Origin of the sequence: Streptomyces sp. NPDC001980, from assembly GCF_040296885.1 — a bacterium.
GTDB lineage: Bacteria > Actinomycetota > Actinomycetes > Streptomycetales > Streptomycetaceae > Streptomyces.
This window is the reverse complement of sequence record NZ_JBEOYD010000017.1, coordinates 19,399-42,898: the sequence shown is the minus strand read 5'-3', so window position 1 is coordinate 42,898 and position 23,500 is coordinate 19,399. Positions and strand designations below refer to the sequence as shown.

Here is a 23,500-nt window from a genome sequence, read left to right as displayed (position 1 = left end):
CCAGCCTCTATGATCGGCACACTTTCCTGCACGGACAGAGATCGAGTGCACTGCGGGAGCGAGCGGTGAGCGGAACGTCCGAAGGGCCGACGCCCGCGGCAGACCTCGACCGGTCCGCCGTCACAGAGAGTGACAATACCTACCGGAAGTCGTACGAGAAGACAGACGAGAAGACAGAACCGACGACATACGAACACGCCTTCGCGGCCGCCGCGCTGCCCATGGCCGTGGTCGACCGCGAAGGGCTGGTCACCGCCGCCAACGAGGCGTTCGCCACCCTGATCGGCGCCGATCAGGCCGGGCTGCCCGGGCGGATCGCCGCGGACCTGGTGGACCTGGCCTCCGACGCCCGTACCTGGCACGCCTACCTCGAGGTACTGCGCGGCCGGCAGGCCAAGCTGCGCTGCACTCGCCGGCTGAAGCACCCCGACGGGCACTCGGTCTGGGCCCAGGTCACCATCGCCCCGCTGGCCCGGAACGCGCCGGGCGTGCTGATCTCGGTCTCCGACATCAGCGACCGGCGCGAACTCCAGGCCCGGCTGCGGCACTTGCAGATGCACGACCCGGTGACCCGGCTGCCCAACCGGACGCTGTTCTTCGAGCGGCTGTCGGCGGCGCTGGAGGCGGAGTCGTACGAGCAGAGCGGCACCGGCCGGATCGGCCTGTGCTACCTGGACCTCGACGGCTTCAAGGCGGTCAACGACACGCTCGGCCACCGGGTCGGCGACCGGCTGCTGGCCGCCGTCGCCGAGCGGCTGACGCGGGTCGCCGACGAGGCCGGCTTCGCCCGGGCCGGCGCGCCGCTGGTGGCCCGGCTCGGCGGGGACGAGTTCGCCCTGCTGGTCGAGGACTCGACGGGCACGGAGCAGTTGGCCGACCTCGCGGAGTCCGCCCTCGCGGCCCTCCAGGCACCGTTCGACCTGGCCGGCCAGCGGCTGTCGCTGTCGGCGTCGATCGGGGTGGTGGAGCGGCACGCCGCCGGCACCTCCGCGACCGGCCTGATGCAGGCCGCCGACACGACGCTCTACTGGGCGAAGGCCGACGGCAAGTCCCGCTGGACGCTCTTCGACCCGGAGCGCAACGCCCACCTGGTGACCCGGCAGGCGCTCTCCTCCACCCTCCGCCCGGCCATCGAACGCGGCGAGTTCGTGCTCGAGTACCAGCCGCTGGTGGGCATGGGGGACGGCCGGCTCAGCGGGGTCGAGGCGCTGGTGCGCTGGCACCATCCGGAGTTCGGCACACTAACGCCGAATCGGTTCATCGGATTGGCGGAGGAGGACGGCTCGATCGTCCCGCTCGGCCGCTGGGCCCTGACCACGGCCTGCCGACAGGCCCGCCGCTGGCAGCTGGACCACCCCGGCGAGCCGCCGATCTTCGTCAGTGTGAACGTGGCCGTCCGCCAGGTCTGGGACTCCGACCTGGTCGCGGACGTGGCGGAGACCCTGGCCGAGACCGGCCTGGCCCCGCACCTGCTCCAGCTGGAGCTGACGGAGTCGGCGGTCATGGGCTCGGCGGGCCGCCCGCTCCAGGCCCTCCAGGCCCTCAGCGACATGGGCGTCCGCATCGCCATCGACGACTTCGGCACCGGCTACTCGAACCTCGCCTACCTCAGCCGGCTCCCGGTCTCCGTCCTCAAACTGGACGGTTCCTTCGTCCGGGGCTTCCAGTACGACGACCCGGGCGACCGCCCGAACCCGGCCGACGAGGTCGTCGTCGAGGCGATGATCCAGCTGGCCCACCGCCTCGGCCTCACCGTCACCGCCGAGTGCGTCGAGACCTCGGCGCAGGCCTCCCGCCTGCGCCACATCGGCTGCGACACCGGCCAGGGGTGGCTCTACTCCCGGCCGGTGGCGCCGGATCGTATCTCCGAGCTGCTGGACACCCGGACCTACGCGGACACCCCGGTCGGCAAACCGTAGGCGTCGGCGACCAGTTCGTAGGAGCGCAGGCGCAGCTCGCCGCGGTGGGCGTGCGTGGTGAGCATCAGCTCGTCGGCGCCAGTGCGCTTCTGCAGGTCGTCGAGGCCGGCGCGGACCTCGTCGGCGGTGCCGTGCACGATGTTGGCGGTCCAGGAGTGCACGAACTCCTCCTCCATCGGGGAGAACTCGTGCTTCTCGACGTCGTCGGGGTCGGGGAACAGACCGGGCCGCCCGGTGCGCAGCCGCAGCATGTTCACCGCACCGGCCCGCACCTGCCGCTGTGCCTCGCGCTCCTCGTCCACGGCGAGGACGGAGACGCCGATGAGGGCGTAGGGCTCGTCGAGGACGGCGGACGGGCTGAAGGACTCGCGGTACAGGTCGAGGGCCGGGACGGTGTTCTGCGCGGAGAAGTGGTGCGCGAAGGCGAACGGCAGCCCGAGCATGCCGGCGAGCCGGGCGCTGAAGCCGGAGGAGCCGAGCAGCCAGACCGGCGGCCGGTGCGGCGACTGCACACCGCCGGGGGTGGTGCTCTGGATCGGCCCGGGGATGGCATGGATCCGCCGGTACGGATGCCCGTCCGGGAAGTCGTCGTCCAGGAACCGGGTCAGCTCGGCGAGCTGCTGCGGGAAGTCGTCGGCGCCCTCGTTGAGGGTCTGGGTCCGGCGCAGCGCGGCGGCGGTGGCCCCGTCGGTGCCCGGCGCCCGCCCGAGCCCCAGGTCGACCCTGCCCGGCGCCAGTGCCTCCAGCGTGCCGAACTGCTCGGCGATCACGAGCGGGGCGTGGTTGGGCAGCATGACGCCGCCCGACCCGAGCCGGATCCGCTCGGTGTGGGCGGCGAGGTTCGCGAGGATCACGGCGGGCGAGGAGGAGGCCACGCCGGGCATCGAGTGGTGTTCCGCGACCCAGTACCGGTGGAACCCGCGCGCCTCGGTGAGCCGCGCGAGCGAGGCGCTGGTGCGCAGGGCGTCGGTGGCGGTACTGCCGGTGCCGACGGTCACCAGGTCCAGTACGGAGAGGGGGACGGGGGCGGTCCCGTGCGTGATGCCCCGAATCTCGTCGTCCGACACGGTGAGAGCCTCCTGATTTACGGCCGTGAGCTTGTAAGAGCGGGTAACAGGAGGAGGTCTCCGTTTATTCCGTGCGGGCACCTGTGTAGCCACCGAGTCGGGTGGTGGGTGGGCGGAGCCCCCTGGTACGGCGGCGCCGTCAGACCTGGACGATGGGTTCGCGGGTGAACAGGGCGCCCAGTGCGGGAGCGTTCACTCGGCGGTCCGCCAGCCTCAACCCCTCCCAGACGGTCACCTGGTTCGCGGTGAGCACCGGCTTCGACAGCGCCTTCTCCAGCAGGCACACGTGCGCCGCCGTGTGCAGTGCCGTGTCCGGAAGGAGCACCGCCTCCGCACCGGAGACGTCGGCCGCCCGCGCGAGGGTGAGCACCTCCTCCTCCCCCCACGTCCCCACCTCCGCCGCCGTCACGATCCCCGAGGACCGCACGCCGGTCACCTCCAGGCCCCCGGCCCGCAGGAAGTCGGCGAAGAGGGACGCCACGTCGTCGGGGTAGGTCGCGCCGACCGCCACCCGCCGTACCCCGAGCTCCCGTGCCGCGTGCACGAAGGCGAACGACGTGGACGACGCCGGCATCCCGGCCGCCCGGGCGAGCGCGCGGACCTGCTGCTGGGCGCCCTCCCAGCCGTACACGAAGCTGCCGCTGGTGCACGCCCACACCACCGCGTCCGCGCCCGCGAGCCGCAGCTCGGCCACCCCGGCGGCCAGCCGTTCCTCGGCCCCCATCTCGCGCAACGCGTCCACCCGGTGCGCGTCCTCGCCGATGTCGGTGTGGACGACGTCCACCCGGATGTCGCTGCCGAGGAGCTGTTCGATACGGGGGTAGTCGTCCTCCGCGGAGTGCCCCGGGTAGAGGAGTCCGAGCGCTGTCATGTCCACCCTTCCTGCTGTTCTTCCGGCAGTACGGGCCATTCACGCGCCGCCGCCGGTTCGTCCAGGTGGCGGATCAGCGCCTGATAAGGGCCCACCGCTCGGGTACCCAGCCTGCGCAGCGCCGCCCACATCGTGACCTGGTTGGCCGACAGGACGGGGATCCGCAGCTCGGCCTCCAGCTGGGGGATGACGTCGTAGGTGGGGAGGTTGGTGCAGGAGATGAACAGGGCGTCGGCGGCCCCGGGCCGTACCGCCTGCCGGGCCATGGCCACCACGTCCCGGTACGGCACCTGCCAGATGTGCCGGGTCAGCCCCATGAACGCGCAGCCGGCGACCCGGACGCCCGCCTCCGCGACGTACTCCTCCAGGACCCGGGTCACCGAGACGGTGTACGGCGTGACCAGCGCCAGGCGTCGTACGCCCAGCTCGGTCAGCGCGTCCAGGAGCGCCCCGGAGGTGGTGAGGGCCGGCACCGCGCCGGAGCGGGCCATCGCCTCGCACATCGCGCGCTCGCCCGCGATGCCGCCGACGAAGCTGCCGGAGGTGCAGGCGTAGGCGACGACCTCGGGCGCGACCGCGGTCAGCGCCCGTACCGCCTCGCCGAGGGTCTCGTGCTCGCTGACCAGCCGGGCCAGGTCAAGGCTGACCTCGACCGGCACGAACGGTGTCCTGGTCAGGTGCAGGGAGACGTCGTCCGGCACCCAGCGCCACAGCTCGCGGTCGAGCGCGAAGTCGAAGGGCGCCACGACGCCGACGCCGCGCTGGGGACGAGGTCCGCCCAGAAAGGAGACGTCCATGGGAAGTCACCGGCCTCACGCTGGAGATCGAGGGGCAACGGTCGACGGATACGCCCGTGTTGACGAAGGTAGGTTCGGGTGCGAGCGTGGTCAATCCGCGCATCCGAGACGTTCCGTCCGCCCATGTCAGACGCTGTCGGACACCGGGAGACCACCCCGAATGACACCGCCCGTGCCCACTCTGCTGGTCCTCGACGCCGACCCGCCCCCGCGGCTGGGCCGGCTCACCGGCCGCGCCCGGATCGTGCACACGGACGCGGCGGGCCTCGCGGCCCGGCTGCCGGCGGCGGACGTCCTCCTGGTCTGGGACTTCGCCTCGCCCGCCGTCCGCGAGGCCTGGCCGGGCGAGGGGCCCCGGCCGGGCTGGGTGCACACGGCGAGCGCGGGCGTCGACCATCTGATGTGCCCGGAGCTGGCCGCGTCCGACACGGTCGTCACCAACGCGCGCGGGGTCTTCGACGCGCCCATCGCCGAGTACGTGGCCGCGCTGGTGCTGGCCCTCGCCAAGGACCTGCCGCGGACCCTCGACCTCCAGCGGGAGCGGACCTGGCGGCACCGCGAGGCGCGCCGGGTGGCCGGCACCCGCGCGTGCGTGGTCGGCACCGGGCCGATCGGCCGGGCGATCGTCCGCACCCTCAAGGCGCTCGGCGTCACCACCGCCCTGGTCGGCCGGGTCCCGCGTACCGGCATCCACGGCCCGGACGACCTGGACCGGCTGATGTCCCGCGCGGACTGGGTGATCGTGGCCGCCCCGCTGACCGAGCAGACGTACGGCATGTTCGACGCGCACCGCTTCGGCGTGATGCAGCCCTCGGCCTGTTTCATCAACGTCGGCCGGGGCCAGCTGGTCGACGAGGAGGCCCTGGTCCGGGCGCTGACCCGGCGCTGGATCGCCGCCGCGGCCCTGGACGTCTTCACGACCGAGCCGCTGCCCGCCGACAGCCCGTTGTGGAACGTGCCGGGCCTGCTGGTCTCCCCCCACATGAGCGGGGACACGGTCGGCTGGCGGGACGCACTGGGCGTTCAGTTCGTGGAGTTGTACGAGCGGTGGGCGGCGGGCAGATCTCTGCTGAACGTGGTCGACAAGAAGCGCGGATACGTGCCAGGTCACTGACCCTTCGGGAGGGGCCCATGAAGCTCACCGACCGCACCGATCTCACCGGCTTCACCGCCCGGCAGCTCCTCGACGGCTATCGCAAGGGCGAGTTCGGCCCGGTGGAGGCGGTGAGGGCGGTCCTGGACCGGGCGGCGCGGATCCAGGCGGAGGTCAACGCCTTCGTCCGGCTCACCGAGGAGGACGCGCTGGCGCAGGCGCGGGCGTCGGAGGAACGGTGGCGGCGGGGCGAGCCGCAGGGCCTGCTCGACGGCGTGCCGGTGACCGTCAAGGACATCCTCCTGATGCGCGGCCACCCGACCCTGCGCGGCTCCAAGACGGTCCAGGAGACCGGGAGTTGGGGCGAGGACGCACCGTCCGTCGCCCGGCTGCGCGAGCACGGCGCGGTGTTCGTCGGGAAGACGACCACCCCCGAGTTCGGCTGGAAGGGGGTGACCGACTCGCCGCTCTCCGGGATCACCCGCAACCCGTACGACCCCTCGCGCACCGCGGGCGGTTCGAGCGGCGGCAGCGCGGCGGCGGTGGCTCTGGGGGCCGGGCCGCTCTCCCTCGGCACGGACGGCGGCGGCAGCGTGCGCATCCCGGCCGCGTTCTGCGGGATCTTCGGCCTCAAACCGACGTACGGCCGCGTCCCCCTCTACCCCGCGAGCGCCTTCGGCACGCTGTCCCACGTGGGTCCGATGACCCGGGACGCGGCCGACGCGGCACTGATGCTGGACGTGATCGGGGCCCCGGACGCCCGCGACTGGTCCGCCCTCGGCCCCGCCCCGGGCTCCTTCGCGGCGGGCCTGACCGGAGGCGTCCGCGGCCTCCGGGTGGCCTTCTCGCCGACGCTCGGCGGCCAGGTCGCGGTACGTCCGGCGGTCGCGGCGGCGGTACGGCGGGCGGTGACGGGGCTGGCGGAACTCGGGGCCTACGTCGAGGAGACCGACCCCGACTTCAGCGACCCGGTGGAGGCCTTCCACGCGCTGTGGTTCGCCGGTGCCGCCCGGGTGACGCAGCGGCTCTCCCCCGAGCAGCGGACGTCACTCGACCCGGGGCTGCGGGAGATCTGCGGGACCGGCGCCCGCCTGTCCGCGCTGGACTACCTCGCCGCGGTGGACGTCCGGATGGACCTGGGCCGTCGGATGGGCCGCTTCCACGAGTCGTACGACCTCCTCGTCACCCCCACCCTGCCCCGCACGGCGTTCGAGGCGGGGCTGGAGGTGCCGAAGGCCTCGGGACACCGGCGCTGGACGGGCTGGACCCCGTTCACCTACCCGTTCAACCTGACCCGGCAGCCGGCGGCGACGGTCCCGGTCGGGACGGACGCCGCCGGCCTGCCGGTGGGGCTCCAGCTCGTGGCCGCCCGCCACCGCGACGACCTGGTCCTGCGGACGGCCCACGCGCTGTACGAGGCGGGGGTGGCTTCGGCACCGCCCGGCAACGCCGCCGTGGCTTAGCTCCGTTGCGGCGGAACAACAAAAGAGTGCGGCTTCACGTGGCCCGGAACGCCAGCCGCTCCCCCGCCGCCCCGTTGCGCCACAGGTCGTTGCAGGCCTCGGCCAGCTCCGGCAGACCCTCCACCACCTGGCCCCACACGATCCCGGGCACCCACCCCACATCCCCGTTGAGCAGCAGGTTGTTGCGCTCGTAGAAGAGGGCCAGGTCGACCACCGTCGTACCGGCGCGCACCTCGCGGTCATAGCCGTAGGCCCTGGTGCCCAACTCCGTGCCGGCGAAGGAGAAGTAGCAGAGGTCGCCGGGGATGGGCGTGACCGTCGGGTTCTCCAGGGGCGGTTCCGTCGGGGCGAACGGCGGGAAAAGTGCGTAGATCTCGTTGCGGGCGTACTTGGCGTGGTAGACGTCGCCGGACAGCGGCAGGGCGCCCCAGACGGCGGCGCAGGTGACGGGTGCGCGGTCGTCCAGGAGCCTGGCCCTGGCGGTGACACCGCGGCTGACCAGCGAGATTTCGATGAATCGTTCGGTCATGCCTTCCATGGTGCATAAGTCGGTTGGGGTCGGGTAGCCGCGCCGCCATGGCTCCACCACACGGGAACGAATCAGACACATCAGGGTACGAATCCAGACACAGTCGGCGGGCCGTGCTCGCGGGTGCCGCCGCGGTCGGCGCCGTCGGCGCGCTGGGCGCCGCCGGTTGCACGCGCGTGGCCACCGCGGCCGGCACCGACGGCGGTGACCTGCTGCAACGGCTGCGCGCCCAGGGTGTCGTACGGCTCGGCATCGCCGGTGAGATCCCCTTCGGGTACATCGACAAGGACGGGCACCTGACCGGAGAGGCGCCGGAGCTGGCGAAGGCGATCTTCAAGCGGCTCGGAGTGGACAGGGTGCAGCCGGTGCCGACCGAGTTCGGTTCGCTGATACCCGGGCTGAACTCGCAGCAGTTCGACGTCGTGGCCGCCGGGATGTACGTCAATCCGGAGCGCTGCGAGCAGGTGATCTTCGCGGATCCCGACTACCAGATGCTCGACTCGTTCATCGTGCGCAAGGGGAATCCCAAGGCGCTGCACGACTACAAGGACGTCGTCGCGAAGAAGGCGAAGTTCGCGACGGGCACGGGCTATGCGGAGATCCAGTACGCCGTCGACGCCGGGTACAAGGAGAGCGACATCCTGATCGTTCCCGACCAGGTCGCCGGGCTGAACGCCGTGGAGGCGGGGCGCGTCGACGTGTTCGCCGGTACGGCGCTCACCACCCGTGCGGTGGTCGAGAAGTCGGCGAAGGCGGAGGCGACCAAGGCCTTCGCGCCGCTCGTGGACGGGAAACCGCACGTGGACGGGGGCGCGTTCGCGTTCCGGTCGGCGGAGACGAGGCTGCGGGACGCCTTCAACGTGGAGCTGCGCAAGCTGAAGAAGAGCGGCGAGCTCTTCCGGATCCTGCGGCCGTTCGGCTTCACCGAGGCCGAGATGACCGACCTGACGGCGAAGGAGCTGTGCGGGGGAGGGAAGAGCGGATGACCTCGGGACTGTGGGACCTCGTACTCAAGGGGGTCTGGACCACTGTTCAACTGCTGGTGCTCAGCGGGCTGTTGATGACGGCCGTGGCGCTGGTGGTGGGTGTGGCGCGCACCCACCGGCTCTGGATCGTCCGGTTCCTCGCCGGTCTCTACACGGAGGTGTTCCGCGGCACCTCGGCGCTGGTGATGATCTTCTGGGTGTTCTTCGTGCTGCCGGTCGCCTTCGGCTGGCAGCTGGTGCCGATGTGGGCGGGGACGCTCGCGCTCGGCCTGACGTACGGCGCGTACGGCTCGGAGATCGTGCGCGGGGCGCTGGGCGCGGTCGACCCGGCGCAGAAGGAGGGCGGGATCGCGCTCAGCTTCACGCCCTGGCAGCGGCTGCGGCTGATCCTGCTGCCGCAGGCGGTGCCGGAGATGATCCCCTCCTACTGCAACCTGCTCGTGGAACTGCTCAAGGGCACCGCGCTGGTGTCGATCACCGGCATGGGCGACCTCGCCTTCAGCGGGAACCTGGTGCGGCTGGCCTTGCAGGAGAGCGCGCACATCTACACGTACCTGCTGCTCATCTACTTCGTGATCGCGTTCGTGATCACCCGGCTGATGCGCGGTCTGGAGAAGCGGCTGAAGGCCGGCATCGGCAAGGACCCGGGGAACGAACGTGAGGCGCGTGCGGTGAAGCGCAGGGAGACGACCGGGGTCGGTGGTGTCGCGTGACGTGGGACTGGAGTGCCGTACGCGAGTTCATGCCGCACTTCTGGGACGGCCTGTGGGTCACCCTGGAGGCGCTGGCGCTCGGTTCGCTGATCTCGTTCTCGCTGGGGCTGGTGTGGACGCTGCTGATGCGGACGCCCACGCGGTGGGTGCGCTGGCCGGTCGGGGTGGTGACCGAGTTCGTGCGCAACACCCCGCTGCTGGTGCAGCTGTTCTTCCTCTTCTACGTGCTGCCCGAGTGGGGGCTGACGTTCTCCGCGCTGGCCACCGGGGTCTTCGCGATCGGCCTGCACTACTCGACGTACACCATGCAGGTCTACCGGGCCGGAATCGAGGCGGTACCGGTCGGGCAGTGGGAGGCCGCCACGGCGCTCAGTCTGCCGGCGCGGCGGACCTGGCTCGCGGTCATCCTGCCGCAGGCGGTGCGCCGGGTGGTGCCGCCGCTAGGCAACTACGTGATCTCGATGCTCAAGGACACGCCGATCCTGATGTCGATCACCGTGCTGGAGATGCTCGGGCAGGCCCGGCTCTTCTCCCAGCAGCACTTCCAGTTCACCGAGCCGGTGACGGTGATCGGCGTCGCCTTCATCGTCATCTCCTACCTCGCCTCCCTTCTCCTGCGCACCCTGGAGCGTCGCCTTGTCCGTTGACACCAGCAAGCAGCCGAGTACCACCGGTACCGCCGCCACCGAGCTGATCCGCCTGGAGGGGGTGACCAAGCGGTTCGGGGACAACACCGTCCTCGACGGGCTCGACCTCACCGTGCAGACGGGCCGGCACGTCACCCTGATCGGGCCGTCCGGCTCCGGCAAGACCACGATCCTGCGGCTGCTGATGACCCTGACCAAGCCGGACACCGGCACCATCACCGTCGACGGGCAGCGGCTCTTCCCGGCCTCCGAGAAGGAGCTGCGGGAGGTCCGCAAGCAGATCGGGATGGTGTTCCAGCAGTTCAACCTGTTCCCGAACATGAGCGTGCTGCGCAACCTCACCGAGGCCCCGGTGACCGTGCTCGGCCTGCCCAGGGACGAGGCGGAGGCGCGCGCCCGGGAGCTGCTCGACCTGGTGGGCCTCGCCGACAAGTGCGACGCCAGGCCGACCCAGCTCTCCGGCGGCCAGCAGCAGCGGGTGGCGATCGCCCGGGCGCTGGCCATGCGGCCGAAGGTGCTGCTCCTCGACGAGGTGACCTCGGCGCTCGACCCTGAGCTGGTCGCGGGCGTCCTCGACCTGCTCAGGGACATCGCCCGCACCACCGACATCACCATGCTCTGCGTGACCCACGAGATGAACTTCGCCCGGGACATCTCCGACCAGGTCCTGATGTTCGACTCGGGCCGGATCATCGAGGCGGGTCCGCCGGAGCGGATCTTCGGCGAGCCGGAGCACGAGCGGACCCGGGAGTTCCTCAGCGCGGTGCTGTAGATATTTCCACCGCCGGTGCCGTAAAAGTTTCCCCGCACCGTGCCATGAGTACAGGAAGTGAACGCTCGATCACCCGAGGTCCGGCGGTCGGGTCATTCCGCTGGCATATGCCAGGGGGCCTTTTCCGCAGTTGGGAGCGCCGGAATCTCGCCAACACCCCCTCCGTTTCCGGTGCTTGCCCGTTATCGTGGAGAGGATCCGCTGACCGGATCGCGGCCCAAGCAGTGCTGCCGAAGCAGTATCGCCGAGCGAGCACAGGGGGACCACCGTGGCGCTGATGCACGAGCCGACCGCCCCGTACCACTCCGCCCAGGACGCCCTTCGCGTCCTGGAGACGGTGGCGGGGCACGCCACCGGCGTCACCGACACCGAACTGGCCCGCAGGACCGGCCTGGGCCCCGAGCGGCTGACCGCGCTGCTGCGGATGCTGCGCCGCGAGGGCTACGTCGAGCAGGTCACCGACGGCGCGTACGTGACCGGCGAGACCCTGCGCCGCCTCGGCTCCGCGCACGAGCGGGAGCAGGCCCTCGGCGAGCAGCTCCAGCAGACCCTCGACCGGCTGCGCGACTCGCTCGGCGCTGCCGTCTACCTCAGCCGGTACGTCGACGGCGAGGTGCGGATCGGCCAGTACGCCGCCGGCCCGACCACCCCCGCGGTCAACGAGTGGGTGGACTTCCGCTCCTCCGCGCACGCCACCGCGATCGGCAAGAGCCTGCTCACCCAGCTCGACCACAACGCCCGCCGCGACCACCTCTCCCGGCACAAGATGGCCCGCCTCACCTCGCGCACCATCACCAGCGACAAGCTGCTGCTCTCCCGCCTGGAGGCGCAGCCGCCGACGGTCCCCGTCCTGGACCTCCAGGAGTACGCGATCGGCACGGTGTGCGCGGCGGTCCCGATCACCGCCGGTTCGGCCGTGGGCTGCCTGGCACTCTCCCTGCCGGTCGAGCACGCCCACCGGCTCCGCCAGGCCGCCGACACCCTGAACCGCGGCGCGGCCCCGCTGCTGCTGTCCCTCGCCATCTAGGCCCGGCCCCGGCGGTGGTCGGAAGCACCCCGCCGGACCAGGTAGTATTTTCTACGTCGCCAGCCGGGCGAAGCAGTCGAGAGACGATTCGGACGGTCGGCGTGAGTCATGCGCCGCTAGCTCAGTTGGTTAGAGCAGCTGACTCTTAATCAGCGGGTCCGGGGTTCGAGTCCCTGGCGGCGCACCTTCGATGACCTGGGGTTTTAGCACCCCAGGTCATTTTTTTATGGGCCGTATGCCGGGCCGTGTGCGTCCTAGTGCGGGTCCCCCAGGAAGGGGAAGTCGGAGCTGAGGTCGTCGTGGGGACGCAGCCCGTCGTGGGGCGCGGCGCCGTTGGTCAGCAGGGCGATCCCCTCGTTGATGACGTCGTCGGTGAGGTTGCGGCCGTTCGGGTAGCCCGCGGCGCTCGTGCAGTCGTACGTCACGAGGTCGGGGAGCAGGCCCTCCGCGAGGCTGACCGCCTGGTCCGCGGAGTAGCCGCCGTGCTCAAGGACGTGCGCGAACTTGTCGAGGAAGAGCTCGCGGTCCTTGACCGGCTCCTGCTGGTTCCATATCCGCTTGTCGTCGTCGCTGTGGTTGAAGTTGTTGTCGATCCCGGGCCGTCCCGCCCGGTCGCCCTGGACCAGGCGGCCGTCGTGCGGAACCAGGACCCGGGCCCAGACGCCGACCTGCGGATCCGGGCCCAGCACGCTGTTCGGGATCTCCAGCACGATGCCGAACACGTTCTTGTCGGCGAAGAAGTCCTGGCCGGTCCACTGGAAGTTGTTCCCGGCCCCGATCGGGTCGGCGAAGAACGGGTCGCTGCGGAGCCCGGCGAAGAACCTGAAGTCGCCGACCGCGGTGATCTCCGGCTTCGCACCGAAGGTGACCGGGGCGTCCGCGATGATCGTCTCCCCGGCCTCGACGTCGGCCGCGGCACCCCGACCGGTCGCCAGCTGCACACTGGCGGTCTGCGATTCGGCCTCCACCGGCGAGAAGCGCACCCGGAGGGCGACGTCGTTCACCGCGTCGGCGTCGTTGTCCACGCCGAACTCGTAGACCGACTCGGAGTCGACGGCGTCAGCGGTGACCGGCGAGTGCGGATTGATGCACATCACCAGGATCGTCCGGTCCGCATCACCCGGCTTCTGGAAGACGTAGATGTCGGTGATGTGACTCCTGGGGTCCATGCTCGTGGGGCTGATGCCCAGGCCGGAGACGTGGTGTGCCATGTCGATGGCTCCTCTCGGGTAGCCGTCCAGGTCGACTTTCGCGCACGTTAACACGGGGTCAATTGCCCAAGTGTCCACGTATGAACGGCCTTTCGGGCAGCTCGCCGTCACCCCGGGCCGGACGCCACGCTTCCGCCTCCTTCTCGGTCAGCCTGCGGTAGGTCCGCTCCCCCGGCGGCCGCCACCACACCGGGTCGACACACCGCACACCCTCCCTGCGCAGGGCCGCCCGCTGGATCTTGTTGGTCGCCGTCACCGGCATCCGCTCCACCACCCGCACGAACCGGGGCGCCATCTTCGTCCCCAGGTCGGGCTGGGCCAGCAGGAACTCGGCGAAGTCCAGCGGCTCGAACCGGCCGGCGATCGTCGCCATCACCTGGTCCCCGGTCACCGGGTCCGGCACCCCGTACACGGCGACGGCCTCGGCACCCTCGTACCGGGCCACGATGTTCTCGATCATCGCGGCGGCCAGGTTCTCCCCGTCGACCCGGATCCGGTCGTCGGTACGCCCCGCGAAGTACAGGTAGCCCTCCCCGTCCCGGTAGAAGAGGTCCCCGGTCCAGTACCACCCTCCCCTGCGCCGCTCGGCCTCCGCCGCCGCGTTCCGCCAGTACCCCTCGAACGGGTTCGGCGCCCGGTTCACCAACTCCCCTATCGCCGCCTCCCCGTTCAGCAGCCGGCCCCCGGAGTCGAAGACGGCGGGCGGGCACTCCTCCCCCGACTCCTGGTCGAGCACGACGAGCCCCGGCGCCGCCCGCCCCACCGCCCCGGCCGGCGTCCCCGGCGACCACTGGATCGCCGCCCCGCCCTCCGAGGACCCGTACCCCTCGACCAGCCGCACCCCGAACCGCTCCGCGAAGGCCGCCGCGTCCACGGCCCCGGCCTCCGTCCCGAACCCGAGCCGCAGCGGGTTGTCCCGGTCGTCGGGGCGTTGCTCGGTGGCGAGTATGTACTGCACCGCGCGGCCGACATAGGTGAAGTAGGTGGCCCGGTACCGCCGCACGTCGCCGAGGAACCCCGACGCCGAGAACCGCCGCCGCAACGCCACCCCGGCGCCCGCCACCAGCGCGGGCGCCCAGTCGGCGATCACGGCGTTGCCGTGGAACATCGGCATGCAGACGTAGTGCACGTCGTCGGGGCGGACCCCGAACTGCCCGGCGAGCGACCGCCCGGCCGCCGCGAGCCGCCCCTGCGAGCAGAGGGCGGCCTTCGGAGCCCCGGTGGAGCCGGAGGTGAAGTAGAGCAGGATCCGGTCGGCGGGGGCGGCCCGGGAGGCGTCGGGAAAGGCGCCGAGGTAAGGGGCGAGAAGAGTGCCGTACTCCGGTTCGTCGGTGACGAGGACGCGGACGCCGGGCAGTTCGAGCCCGGCGAGCAACGGCAGCCGAGCCCGCTCGGTGACGAGCACGGGGCACTCGGTGTGCAGGATGTCCCGGGCGAGCTCGGCCCCCCGCCGCGTGGGATTCACCCCCGCGACAGCGGCTCCGGCGAGCGCGGCGGCCCCCAACCAGAGTGGGAACTCCGGGGTGTTGTCGAGCAGGACACCGACGTGGGGCACGGCGCCGGCGGGCAGCAGATCCCCGAGCAGAGCCGCGCGAGCAGCAGCCCCGGCGGCCACCTCGTGGTGCGTCAGCACCTGCTCCTCGAACCACAACCCGGGCCGGTGATCGCCCCATCGGGCGGCGACGGCTTCAGCGATCGTGCGCCTGTCGGAGTCCATGAGGAGGCAGAGTAATTGACACTCCGTCAGATGTGGAGCGCCCCGTCAGGGGCGCTGGGGGTACCCCCAGCCTTCGGCTGGGGGAGGAACTGCGCGACCAGCCCCCACCGGCCCGCAGAGCGCCACGACCCCGCCCGGCACTCACGGCGCAAAACTGTCCGCCGCCGAAAAGAAGAAGTGCGCCACCCCCATGAAGGCCAGCGCGAAGCCGATGAACACCCCGAAGAACGCCACCGAGCACCCGGTCCCCACGGCCAGCTTCCCCTGCGCGGGCGGCTGCGACGTCGCCCCCTCGGGGTTCTCCGGCAGGTAGTACACCGTCACGAAGTCGCCCTCGATCACGGTCGACCGCCCGCTCGCCTCGTCGAAGCGGACCACCCGCCCCTCGGCCGTCGTGAACTCGTAGACATGGTGCAGCGTGGTCGTCACGGACGTGTCCCCGCCACCGCCGCTGGTCCTCGTGTACGACCGCAGACAGCGCGCCTCGGCGGTACGCCCGTGACGCCACGTCCGGCTGATCTCGCTCGACCGCCGCAGCGTCTTGACCAACCCGAGAACCCCGATGACGACGAAGATGCCGGGAAGGATGTAGAAGAACGCTTCCATCAGGCCCATGAGAGTCCCCCGCCTCCGAACACCGGTCCGATTGACCGGTGTGGCGGGAACGTACCCCCGCGGCCCGCGGCGGGTCCTCAAGCGAAGCTCAGATCAGCCGGGTGTTACCCGGTTGTCGAACGATGCCGGTCAGAACGTGACGTCCGAGCAGGCGTAGAACGCGTTGGTCGTGTCGGCGATCGTCCAGACCGCCACGATCACGTGGTGGCCGCTCAGCCCCGACGGCAGGGTGCCGCTGTGGCTGAGGGTGGCCGGCGGGCGCTGGCCGTTGTAGGGGACGGTGAGGAACGGGGTGGTGTTGAGGTCCGAACGGGCGAGGGCGTGGTTCTGGTTCCAGCCCTGCTTGGTGACGTAGTACTTGAAGTCGGTCGTGGCGTGCATCGCCGTGAACTGCCAGCGGAACGTGTACGTCTGACCGCCCGTCACCTTCGTCGTCGGCCAGGCGCCGCCCGACGGCGTGGTCGGCGAGCTGAGCTGGGCGAACCTGCTCAGCCCGCCGTTGCAGATCTGGCCGTCGGCGGGACCGGCCGCCGGGAAGCCCTTCGGGCCCTCGACGCTCTGCGGCTCGTACTGGATGTCGCCGCAGTTCGTCACCGTGCCGTTGGCGCAGAGCTTCTGCCGGCTGATGGGGAGGTCGGTGTAGCCGTGCCCGCTGGCGCCGCCGGTGGAGAGTGCGAAGGCTCCGGCGGTCGCCACGCCGATCACGACGGCCGATATCTTGGTCCGTTTACGCATGCTGCCGCTCCTGGTGAACGTGGGGGAGGTTCGGTGAGCCGTGCAGGTCTAGACCAAGTCCCAGATTATTGCCGCTTGTTGAACATGTCCATACCAAAAAGGGTGCCCGTCCCCGTCACGGCACGGACTCGGTGCGCCCCGAACAGAACGCCACCGTCAGGTCCCGCACCAGCACCTTGCGTTCGTAGTCGTCGAGTTCGACGAGTCCGCGCATGGTCAGCCGGGTCACCGTGTCCTCGACCGAGTCCACGACCGAGGTGAGCATGGTGGCCCGCTGCCGCGCGTCGAGCGCGGCGATCCGGCGGCGCTGCATGGCCGCGGCGACCTCGGGGGCGTACTCCACCCGGACCGGCTGCACGGAGAACACCTCCAGGCCGATGCCCGCCGCGTCCGCCGAGACCAGCCGGGTCAGCGCGTCCGTGGCCATCTCCACCGAACCCCGGGCGGTGCCCGGCGGCTCCACCGGCACCCGGGCCAGCGCGGCCTCCACGCACTCGCGCAGATACGTCTCGTGGTCCTCGACGCCGAGCGCCGCCCGCGCGGTGTCCCGCACCCGCCACACCACCAGGACGACGACCCTGAGCGCGACCCCGTTGCCGTCCGCCGCCGGCATCTCCTCGCTGCGCCAGTGCCGCAGCCGGACGTCGACCCGGCGGCGCAGCAGCAGCGGGTTGACCCAGAGCAGGCCGGTGCGCCGTACCGTCCCCCGGTAGCGGCCGAACAGGCCGAGCACCCAGGCCCGCCCGGTCGTCCCGCGCGCGAGCCCCCCGAAACCGACAAGGCCGAGCGCACCGGCCCCGGCGTACGCCGCCCACTGCGCCGGGCCGAGCCCCGCGCCCCCGTACGCCGGCAGGTGCAGCGCGTGCGCCGCGAGCGGCGGCAGCACCCCCGCCCACCAGGAGGTGGTGAGCCCCCCGGCCACCCCACCGAGCCCCGCGCACACGCCGGCCGCGCCCGGCAGCACCCGGGCCGGGCGCTCCACCAGGTCCGGGTCGACGGCGGCGGCCGGCCGCGGCTTGGCCGGGAGCGGGCGGCGCAGCCGGGGCTGCTCGCCGGTGCCCTGCCGACGGCCGACCACGGCGGGCCGCAGCGGCACCGACACCGGGTCGGGGTCGTCACGGAACAGCAGATGGACGGGGATCTCGGTGGTGATCTCGTTCTGGATCAGCCGGGGAGTCGGGCGGGTGGGCGGCCCGCCGTCCGGGGGCCCGTCCGAATCGGGGGTGTGTTCGGTAGTCGTACTCATTCCTGCCTCCAGCCTCCGCGCCAGATGCTTCAGGTGACCCTCAGGGGGTCGGGGTCTTCACAGGAACAGGCGGCGCCAGGTCTCCGGCCCCGGGTAGCCGTCGGCCGCACCGCCGCGCCAGCCCTGGGCGCGCTGGAACGCCTCGACGGCCCTGCGGTCCGCCTCGCCCCAGGAGGGATGCGGGCCGTCGGGGTAGAACCGGCCGTAGCCCTTCTCGACCAGCTGCCTGCCGAGCCGGGTGACGTAGTCGTTGGCGGCTCCCGGGCGGAAGAAGTTCTTGCCGGGGTAGCCCGGGACCCCGTGCGAGGCGGGGGCGGACGGGACCGCGGGGGCGGACTTGATGTTCTTGCCCCTGCCGGTGGCCAGGAGTTCCCAGGTGCGCGGTCCCGGCAGGCCGTCGGCGGCGGCGCCGGTCCAGCCCTGGGCCCGCTGGAACGCCTGGGTGGCCCGCTGGTCCGACGAGCCCCAGACCGGCCCCGGGCCCTTGGCGTAGTGACTGCCGGCACCCCGGGCGATCAGCAGCTGTCCGAGGAGGGTGACGTACTTGTTGTGGGCGCCGGGCCCGAAGTAGGCCGCCCCCGGGAACGGCACCGACGTCTTCGCGGCCTGGGCACCGGGCGTGGCCGGGTCCGCGATCAGGCCGTTGTAGCGGTAGGGGACGTACTTGGCGGAGTTCGTCCAGTAGGCGTAGGGCGTGGACTGGCTGCGGGCGTGCGGGGGTGTCTGCTCGTACACCGTGTAGTAGGTGTGCGTGTAGTCCGTCCAGCCGCCGAAGATCACGACGTGGGAGCCCTTCTCGGGGTCGTCCGGGTTGTGGAAGAGCAGGATGTCGCCGGGCTGGAGCTCCTCCTTGGTGATCTTCGTGCCGAACTGGTCGAGGCTCCCGGTCCACTCGTTCCCGGTCAGCCCCCAGGCCATGGAGACGTAGCCGGAGCAGTCCTGCCGGTATCCGTCCGTCCAGTAGAGGGACATGCTGTACGGCACCTTGGCGGCGACCCAGGTCTTGGCCCGGTTGATGATCTGCGTGCGGGTGATGGGGGGCGTGGTGACCGGGCCCTTGACGGGCTTGCCGTTCGGCCCGTGCAGGGGGGACTTGACGCCCTGCGGGGTCTGGGGCTCGGGGTCCACGGGGGCGGCGGACCGGTGGGAGGCGGGCGGGGTGCTGTGGGCGGCGGCGGTCGGGGCGCCCGCGGCGAGGGCGGCGGACGCGGCGGCCGCCACGACCAGGACACCCCGGGCGGCCGGATGCCCACCGAAGCGGCCGGGCAGCGGGGAGGGGCTCACCCGCCGCCAGTGGACGCAGCCGGGGCACTCGCAGGTGGTCGCGGGGTCGAATTCCTCGAATACCGGGGCCGGCATGCGATTCCCCTCACACTTCATGTTGATATGTCCGGGACTGTGCACGTTGATCAGTTTCCCAACTTGAGTCCCGGTGCGCATGCTGACGGTCCGAATGATGTACGGCAGAGGGCGGACGGGGGTCGCCCTGGTGGCCGATGGTCAGGAGCACGGTTCCCCGTCGGGTACAGTTCTCGATGTCAGCAGGCGCCGCTAGCTCAGTTGGTTAGAGCAGCTGACTCTTAATCAGCGGGTCCGGGGTTCGAGTCCCTGGCGGCGCACAGACACCCAGAAGGCCCCCCGCACAGCGGGGGGCCTTCTGGCGTACACCCCATCGGTCACGCGGGGCCCTTTCGATACCCTCCACCACCCCTTGCCCCTTTATGTCAACAACCGACACGACCGATCCACGCAATCCCCACACGCTCCACAATGAACGCGTATGCCCGGTAAACACGGCGTTTCGCCCTTGCGATCATGCTGAGTACCGTAGAACCCTGGTTGTCCAAAGTGCCGGTGTTTCGCGGCACTTGGGGGGTAGATAGCCGGTTGCCAGATCTGCGGGGTTGAGGGGCCCCGTCATGAATCGGTGCCGAGGGGGGCATCATGCAACCGGACGGTCACGGTCCGTGTCCATTCTCTGTGGGACGACTGTGCCCCGCCATTCACGCGCCCGGCAGGGTCGAGGGGGACCCGAGCGGGCTCCGGGACCGATGAATCACGCGCTGACCTGCGTGTGGGGGGATGACTCATGACGTCGACGCCGATGGGCGCCCGGCAGGAACAGGACTACGACCCGTCACAGACCGCACAGCTCCGGGTGCCCGCGCACCGCACCACCGCCGGCGCCCTGGGCCGCATCAAGAAGACCCTGCCCAGATACGACTACGAGCACTACAGCCGGCTCGCGGGCCCCCTCACCCAGCCCGACCCGAGCCGGCCGTACACCGTGCAGTACCGCTCGCTGCTCTCCCAGGAACCGCACCGCGTGCGCGCCGCGCTGATGCTGGGCGCGGCCCCGCTGCTCTCGCTGGTCCTGCTGACCTGGCTGCTGCAGCCCGAGCACTGGACCCAGCGGGACTACCCGGCGTACGACTTCCTGCCGGCCCTCGACATCGTGATGCTGGTGTCGATCGGCCTGATCGAGTTCTTCCGCTGCATGAACGTGCTGTCCAACGCGCACGCCACCCTGGTCGCCCGCGACCCGGTCCCGGTGATCCCGGAGACCGGCACCCGGATCGCCTTCATCACCACGTTCGTGCCCGGCAAGGAACCCCTCGACATGGTCACCCGGACCCTGGAGGCGGCCGTCCGGCTGCGCCACCGGGGCCTGCTGCACGTCTGGCTGCTCGACGAGGGCGACGACGCGGAGGTGAAGGAGGTCTGCGCACGCCTGGGCGTGCACCACTTCACCCGCAAGGGCGTCGCGAAGTGGAACCAGCCCAAGGGCCCGCACCGCGCCAAGACCAAGCACGGCAACTACAACGCCTGGCTGGAGGCGCACGGCGACGAGTACGACTTCTTCGCCTCCGTCGACACCGACCACGTCCCGCTCCCCAACTACCTGGAGCGGATGCTGGGTTACTTCCGCGACCCGGACGTCGGCTTCGTCATCGGCCCGCAGGTCTACGGCAACTACGACAACCCCATCACCAAGGCCGCCGAGTCCCAGCAGTTCCTCTTCCACGCCCTGATCCAGCGCGCCGGCAACCGCTACGGCGCCCCCATGTTCGTCGGCACCTCCAACGCCGTACGGATCAGGGCGATCAAGCAGATCGGCGGCCTGTACGACTCGATCACCGAGGACATGGCGACCGGCTTCGAGATGCACCGCGCCAAGAACCCGGCGACGGGAAAGAAATGGCGCTCGGTCTACACCCCGGACGTACTCGCGGTCGGCGAGGGCCCGAACGCCTGGACCGACTTCTTCACCCAGCAGCTGCGCTGGTCCCGGGGCACGTACGAGACGATCCTCAAGCAGTACTGGAAGGGCCTGTTCAGCCTGGGTCCCGGCAAGCTCTTCAACTACACGATGATGATCATCTTCTACCCGATGTCGGCCCTCAACTGGATCCTGGCGGCACTGAGCTGCGCCCTGTTCCTGGGCCTGGGCGCCTCGGGCGTGAACATCGACCCCGCCGTGTGGCTGATGCTCTACGGCAACGCCTCCGCGCTCCAGATCGGCCTCTACATCTGGAACCGCCGGCACAACGTCTCCCCGCACGAGCCGGAGGGCTCCGGCGGGGTCGCCGGCATGGTGATGTCGGCGCTCTCCGCGCCTATTTACGCCCGCTCTCTCATGGACGCCGTCCTGCGCCGCAAGAGCAAGTTCGTGGTCACCCCGAAGGGCGAGTCGGCGAGCCCGGACACCCTCTTCGGAACGTTCCGCATCCACTGGTTCTTCATCCTGGTCTTCGGCGGCTCGCTCGCCGCCGGCTTCCTCGACGGCCACGCGCACCCGGCGATGCTGACCTGGGCGACGCTGGCGCTGCTGATCACGGCGGCCCCGATCTTCGCCTGGCAGTACACCCTGCGGACGGAGAGCAGGGCGCCCGAGCCGTCGGCCGAGCCGGAGGACGCGGTGCCGGCGGGGTACCGGCCCGCGGGGCACACACCCCAGCAGCGGCCGACCTGGACGCCGCCCGCCGGCACCCCCGCGGAACAGACCCTGCGGATCGCGCTCGGCGGACCGGGCGGACACGGCGGACTCGGCGCTCGTCGCGGACCGGGAGGTCGTGAGGAATGAACGACAGCGCCGGCCGTCGCCGGGCCCGTCGGCTCGCGATCAGTACGGTGGTCGTTCTCGCCCTGGCAGGCATGAACGGGCCGTGGCTGTACCGCTTCGGGACCGAGCGATACCACCAGTACAAGATCAACAGACCGGAGTACAAGGCCGCGAACGGCCACTGGGACGTCATCGAGTTCCCCAAGGAGTACCGCCAGGACACCATCCACGCGGTGCTCCTGCACACCGGGAAGGTGCTGCTGGTCGCGGGCTCGGGCAACAACCAGGACAACTTCGACGCGAAGATCTACGACAGCCGGATCTGGGACCCGGTCAAGGGCACGATCAAGAAGGTGCCCACCCCGGCCGACCTGTTCTGCACCGGCCACACCCAGCTCGCCAATGGCAACATCCTGATCGCGGGCGGCACCAAGCAGTACGAGAAGCTCAAGGGCGACGTCAAGAAGGCCGGCGGCGTCATGATCCTCTACAACGAGAACCCGGACAAACCGATGACCCTGCCCAAGGGCACCCGGTTCACCGGCAAGCAGAACGGCAAGACGTTCGTCTCCGACGACTCGGCGCTGATACCCCGCGCGACGAAGGTCTTCGACAAGAAGACCGGCAAGTTCCTGCGGAACAACCCCGGTTACGCCCGGGTCGTCGTGGAGGCCCCCAAGCAGGGCACCCAGTACGAGACCGGCACCCAGGACAACTACAGCATCGCGGGACTGACCGGCGCCGACGCCCGCAACACCTACGGCATCGCCAACAAACTCGGCATGGACAAACGGGACTTCGAGGGCATCAAGAACGCCTACGAGTTCGACCCGGTCGCCGAGAAGTACATCAAGGTCGACCCGATGAACGAGGCACGCTGGTATCCGACGCTCACCACCCTGTCGGACGGAAAGATCCTCAGCGTCTCGGGGCTCGACGACATCGGGCAGCTGGTGCCCGGCAAGAACGAGGTCTTCGACCCGAAGACGAAGACCTGGACGTACACGAAGTACAAGCGCCAGTTCCCGACCTATCCCGCGCTGTTCCTGCTGCAGAACGGCAAGCTCTTCTACTCGGGATCCAATGCCGGGTACGGCCCGGACGACGTGGGGCGCGACCCGGGGATCTGGGACGTCGACACCAACCGGTTCACCAAGCTGTCCGGGCTCAGCGACCCGAACATGCTGGAGACGTCCGGGACGGTGCTGCTGCCTCCGGCGCAGGACGAGAAGTACCTGGTGGTCGGGGGCGGCGGGGTCGGCGAGTCCGCGCTGTCCACGAAGAAGACGCGGCTGATCGACCTGAAGGACCCCGACCCGAAGTTCACGGACGGGCCCTCGCTGGAGAAGGGGACGCGGTATCCGCAGATCTCGGTACTGCCGGACGACTCCGTGCTGGTGTCGGGCGGCTCCGAGGACTACCGGGGCCGCGGCGACTCCGACATCAAACAGGCCCGGATCTACGACACCGCCACGAACTCCTTGCGGAGGGTGGCCGATCCGCTGGTGGGCCGGAACTACCACTCCGGGTCGATCCTGCTGCCGGACGGGCGGGTGATGTTCTTCGGCTCCAACCCGCTCTACGCGGACAAGGCGAACACCAAGCCGGGGGTCTTCGAGCAGCGGATCGAGATCTACACGCCCCCGTATCTGTACCGGGACTCCCGGCCGTCGCTGAGCGGGGGGCCGCAGACCATCGCGCGGGGCGGGTCGGGGACGTTCACGTCGCGGCACGCGTCGACGATCAAGAAGGTGCGGTTGATTCGGCCCAGTGCCACTACTCATGTGACGGATGTGGATCAGCGGAGCATTGCGCTGGACTTCAAGACGTCGGGTGACCGGATCACGGTGACCGTGCCGGAGAACCGGAATCTGGTTCCTTCGGGGTGGTACATGATTTTCGTGGACGACGATCAGGGGACGCCGAGTAAGGCGCAGTGGGTGAAGGTGCCGTAGCGCTCCCGCGGGATGGGACTTCGGGTGCGGGAGCGCTGTGGCTGGTCGCGCAGTTCCTCCCCCAGCCTTCGGCC

Annotated in this window: 20 protein-coding genes and 2 tRNA genes; 12 read left to right on the top strand and 10 right to left on the bottom strand. The window is 70.7% G+C overall.

Annotated features, from left to right (window positions below; translation table 11 throughout):
- Positions 1 to 65 precede the first annotated feature (65 nt).
- Positions 66 to 1,919 (top strand): putative bifunctional diguanylate cyclase/phosphodiesterase, encoded by a 1,854-nt coding sequence (locus tag ABT137_RS25470; RefSeq protein WP_351712673.1) that lies wholly within the window; start codon positions 66 to 68, stop codon positions 1,917 to 1,919.
- Here the strand turns inward: ABT137_RS25470 and ABT137_RS25465 are convergent.
- The 3 genes from ABT137_RS25465 to ABT137_RS25455 all read right to left on the bottom strand — a co-directional run bounded on the left by ABT137_RS25465 (position 1,889) and on the right by ABT137_RS25455 (position 4,654).
- Entirely contained in the window at positions 1,889 to 2,986 is a 1,098-nt protein-coding gene (locus ABT137_RS25465; protein WP_351712671.1) for an LLM class flavin-dependent oxidoreductase, read from the bottom strand. The genes ABT137_RS25470 and ABT137_RS25465 overlap by 31 nt on opposite strands.
- A gap of 139 nt (positions 2,987 to 3,125) precedes the next feature.
- Positions 3,126 to 3,857 carry a maleate cis-trans isomerase family protein gene (locus ABT137_RS25460; RefSeq protein ID WP_351712669.1) on the bottom strand — a complete coding sequence of 244 codons (732 nt, stop codon included), beginning with the start codon at positions 3,855 to 3,857 and terminating at the stop codon, positions 3,126 to 3,128.
- Entirely contained in the window at positions 3,854 to 4,654 is an 801-nt protein-coding gene (locus tag ABT137_RS25455) for a maleate cis-trans isomerase family protein (RefSeq protein ID WP_351712667.1), read from the bottom strand. Before ABT137_RS25455 ends, ABT137_RS25460 begins: the two co-directional genes overlap by 4 nt.
- A gap of 160 nt (positions 4,655 to 4,814) precedes the next feature.
- Here ABT137_RS25455 and ABT137_RS25450 point away from each other — a divergent pair, with 160 nt between their 5' ends.
- Together ABT137_RS25450 and ABT137_RS25445 are read left to right on the top strand one after the other, a co-directional pair.
- A complete protein-coding gene (locus ABT137_RS25450) occupies positions 4,815 to 5,768 on the top strand; it encodes a D-2-hydroxyacid dehydrogenase (protein WP_351712665.1) in 954 nt (317 codons plus the stop codon).
- Positions 5,769 to 5,785: 17 nt separating this feature from the next.
- On the top strand, positions 5,786 to 7,210 hold the full coding sequence (locus ABT137_RS25445; RefSeq protein ID WP_351712662.1) for an amidase: 1,425 nt from the start codon (positions 5,786 to 5,788) through the stop codon (positions 7,208 to 7,210).
- A gap of 34 nt (positions 7,211 to 7,244) precedes the next feature.
- Here the strand turns inward: ABT137_RS25445 and ABT137_RS25440 are convergent, their stop codons facing one another.
- Complete coding sequence (locus ABT137_RS25440; RefSeq protein ID WP_351712660.1) at positions 7,245 to 7,739, bottom strand: DUF3830 family protein; 495 nt, start codon at positions 7,737 to 7,739, stop codon at positions 7,245 to 7,247.
- A gap of 47 nt (positions 7,740 to 7,786) precedes the next feature.
- On the opposite strand from ABT137_RS25440, the gene ehuB reads away from it, so the two are divergent.
- From ehuB to ABT137_RS25410, 6 genes are all read left to right on the top strand, one after another.
- A complete protein-coding gene (ehuB, locus tag ABT137_RS25435) occupies positions 7,787 to 8,725 on the top strand; it encodes an ectoine/hydroxyectoine ABC transporter substrate-binding protein EhuB (RefSeq protein ID WP_351712658.1) in 939 nt (312 codons plus the stop codon).
- Positions 8,722 to 9,438: an ectoine/hydroxyectoine ABC transporter permease subunit EhuC gene (gene ehuC / locus ABT137_RS25430; protein WP_351712656.1), complete on the top strand. Its 717-nt coding sequence runs from the start codon at positions 8,722 to 8,724 to the stop codon at positions 9,436 to 9,438. Before ehuB ends, ehuC begins: the two co-directional genes overlap by 4 nt.
- The gene (gene ehuD, locus ABT137_RS25425) at positions 9,435 to 10,085 is read left to right on the top strand and encodes an ectoine/hydroxyectoine ABC transporter permease subunit EhuD (RefSeq protein WP_351712654.1); all 651 of its coding nucleotides are present in this window, start codon (positions 9,435 to 9,437) and stop codon (positions 10,083 to 10,085) included. Before ehuC ends, ehuD begins: the two co-directional genes overlap by 4 nt.
- On the top strand, positions 10,075 to 10,857 hold the full coding sequence (gene ehuA / locus ABT137_RS25420; RefSeq protein WP_351712652.1) for an ectoine/hydroxyectoine ABC transporter ATP-binding protein EhuA: 783 nt from the start codon (positions 10,075 to 10,077) through the stop codon (positions 10,855 to 10,857). Before ehuD ends, ehuA begins: the two co-directional genes overlap by 11 nt.
- A gap of 268 nt (positions 10,858 to 11,125) precedes the next feature.
- A complete protein-coding gene (locus ABT137_RS25415) occupies positions 11,126 to 11,884 on the top strand; it encodes an IclR family transcriptional regulator (protein ID WP_351712650.1) in 759 nt (252 codons plus the stop codon).
- 110 nt (positions 11,885 to 11,994) lie between these two features.
- Positions 11,995 to 12,068: transfer RNA gene (locus tag ABT137_RS25410), tRNA-Lys, on the top strand.
- 70 nt (positions 12,069 to 12,138) lie between these two features.
- On the opposite strand, the gene ABT137_RS25405 is transcribed toward ABT137_RS25410, so the two are convergent.
- The 6 genes from ABT137_RS25405 to ABT137_RS25380 form a co-directional block, all read right to left on the bottom strand.
- The gene (locus ABT137_RS25405; RefSeq protein ID WP_351712648.1) at positions 12,139 to 13,095 is read right to left on the bottom strand and encodes a DUF4331 family protein; all 957 of its coding nucleotides are present in this window, start codon (positions 13,093 to 13,095) and stop codon (positions 12,139 to 12,141) included.
- A 58-nt stretch (positions 13,096 to 13,153) separates the two neighbouring features.
- Positions 13,154 to 14,812: an AMP-binding protein gene (locus ABT137_RS25400; RefSeq protein WP_351712646.1), complete on the bottom strand. Its 1,659-nt coding sequence runs from the start codon at positions 14,810 to 14,812 to the stop codon at positions 13,154 to 13,156.
- Positions 14,813 to 14,953: 141 nt separating this feature from the next.
- Positions 14,954 to 15,427: a DUF3592 domain-containing protein gene (locus tag ABT137_RS25395; RefSeq protein ID WP_351712644.1), complete on the bottom strand. Its 474-nt coding sequence runs from the start codon at positions 15,425 to 15,427 to the stop codon at positions 14,954 to 14,956.
- Between the two features lie 129 nt (positions 15,428 to 15,556).
- A complete protein-coding gene (locus tag ABT137_RS25390) occupies positions 15,557 to 16,162 on the bottom strand; it encodes a lytic polysaccharide monooxygenase auxiliary activity family 9 protein (RefSeq protein ID WP_351712642.1) in 606 nt (201 codons plus the stop codon).
- A gap of 115 nt (positions 16,163 to 16,277) precedes the next feature.
- A complete protein-coding gene (locus ABT137_RS25385) occupies positions 16,278 to 17,408 on the bottom strand; it encodes an SPFH domain-containing protein (RefSeq protein ID WP_351712640.1) in 1,131 nt (376 codons plus the stop codon).
- Positions 17,409 to 17,465: 57 nt separating this feature from the next.
- The gene (locus ABT137_RS25380) at positions 17,466 to 18,767 is read right to left on the bottom strand and encodes a peptidoglycan-binding protein (protein WP_351712638.1); all 1,302 of its coding nucleotides are present in this window, start codon (positions 18,765 to 18,767) and stop codon (positions 17,466 to 17,468) included.
- A gap of 186 nt (positions 18,768 to 18,953) precedes the next feature.
- On the opposite strand from ABT137_RS25380, the gene ABT137_RS25375 reads away from it, so the two are divergent.
- The 3 genes from ABT137_RS25375 (at position 18,954) to glxA (ending at position 23,426) form a co-directional block, all read left to right on the top strand.
- Positions 18,954 to 19,027 (top strand) — tRNA-Lys (locus ABT137_RS25375).
- A gap of 470 nt (positions 19,028 to 19,497) precedes the next feature.
- Positions 19,498 to 21,492, top strand: coding sequence for a glycosyltransferase family 2 protein (locus ABT137_RS25370; RefSeq protein ID WP_351712636.1), 1,995 nt, complete (start codon positions 19,498 to 19,500; stop codon positions 21,490 to 21,492).
- Complete coding sequence (gene glxA / locus ABT137_RS25365) at positions 21,489 to 23,426, top strand: radical copper oxidase GlxA (protein ID WP_351712634.1); 1,938 nt, start codon at positions 21,489 to 21,491, stop codon at positions 23,424 to 23,426. Before ABT137_RS25370 ends, glxA begins: the two co-directional genes overlap by 4 nt.
- Positions 23,427 to 23,500 lie beyond the last annotated feature (74 nt).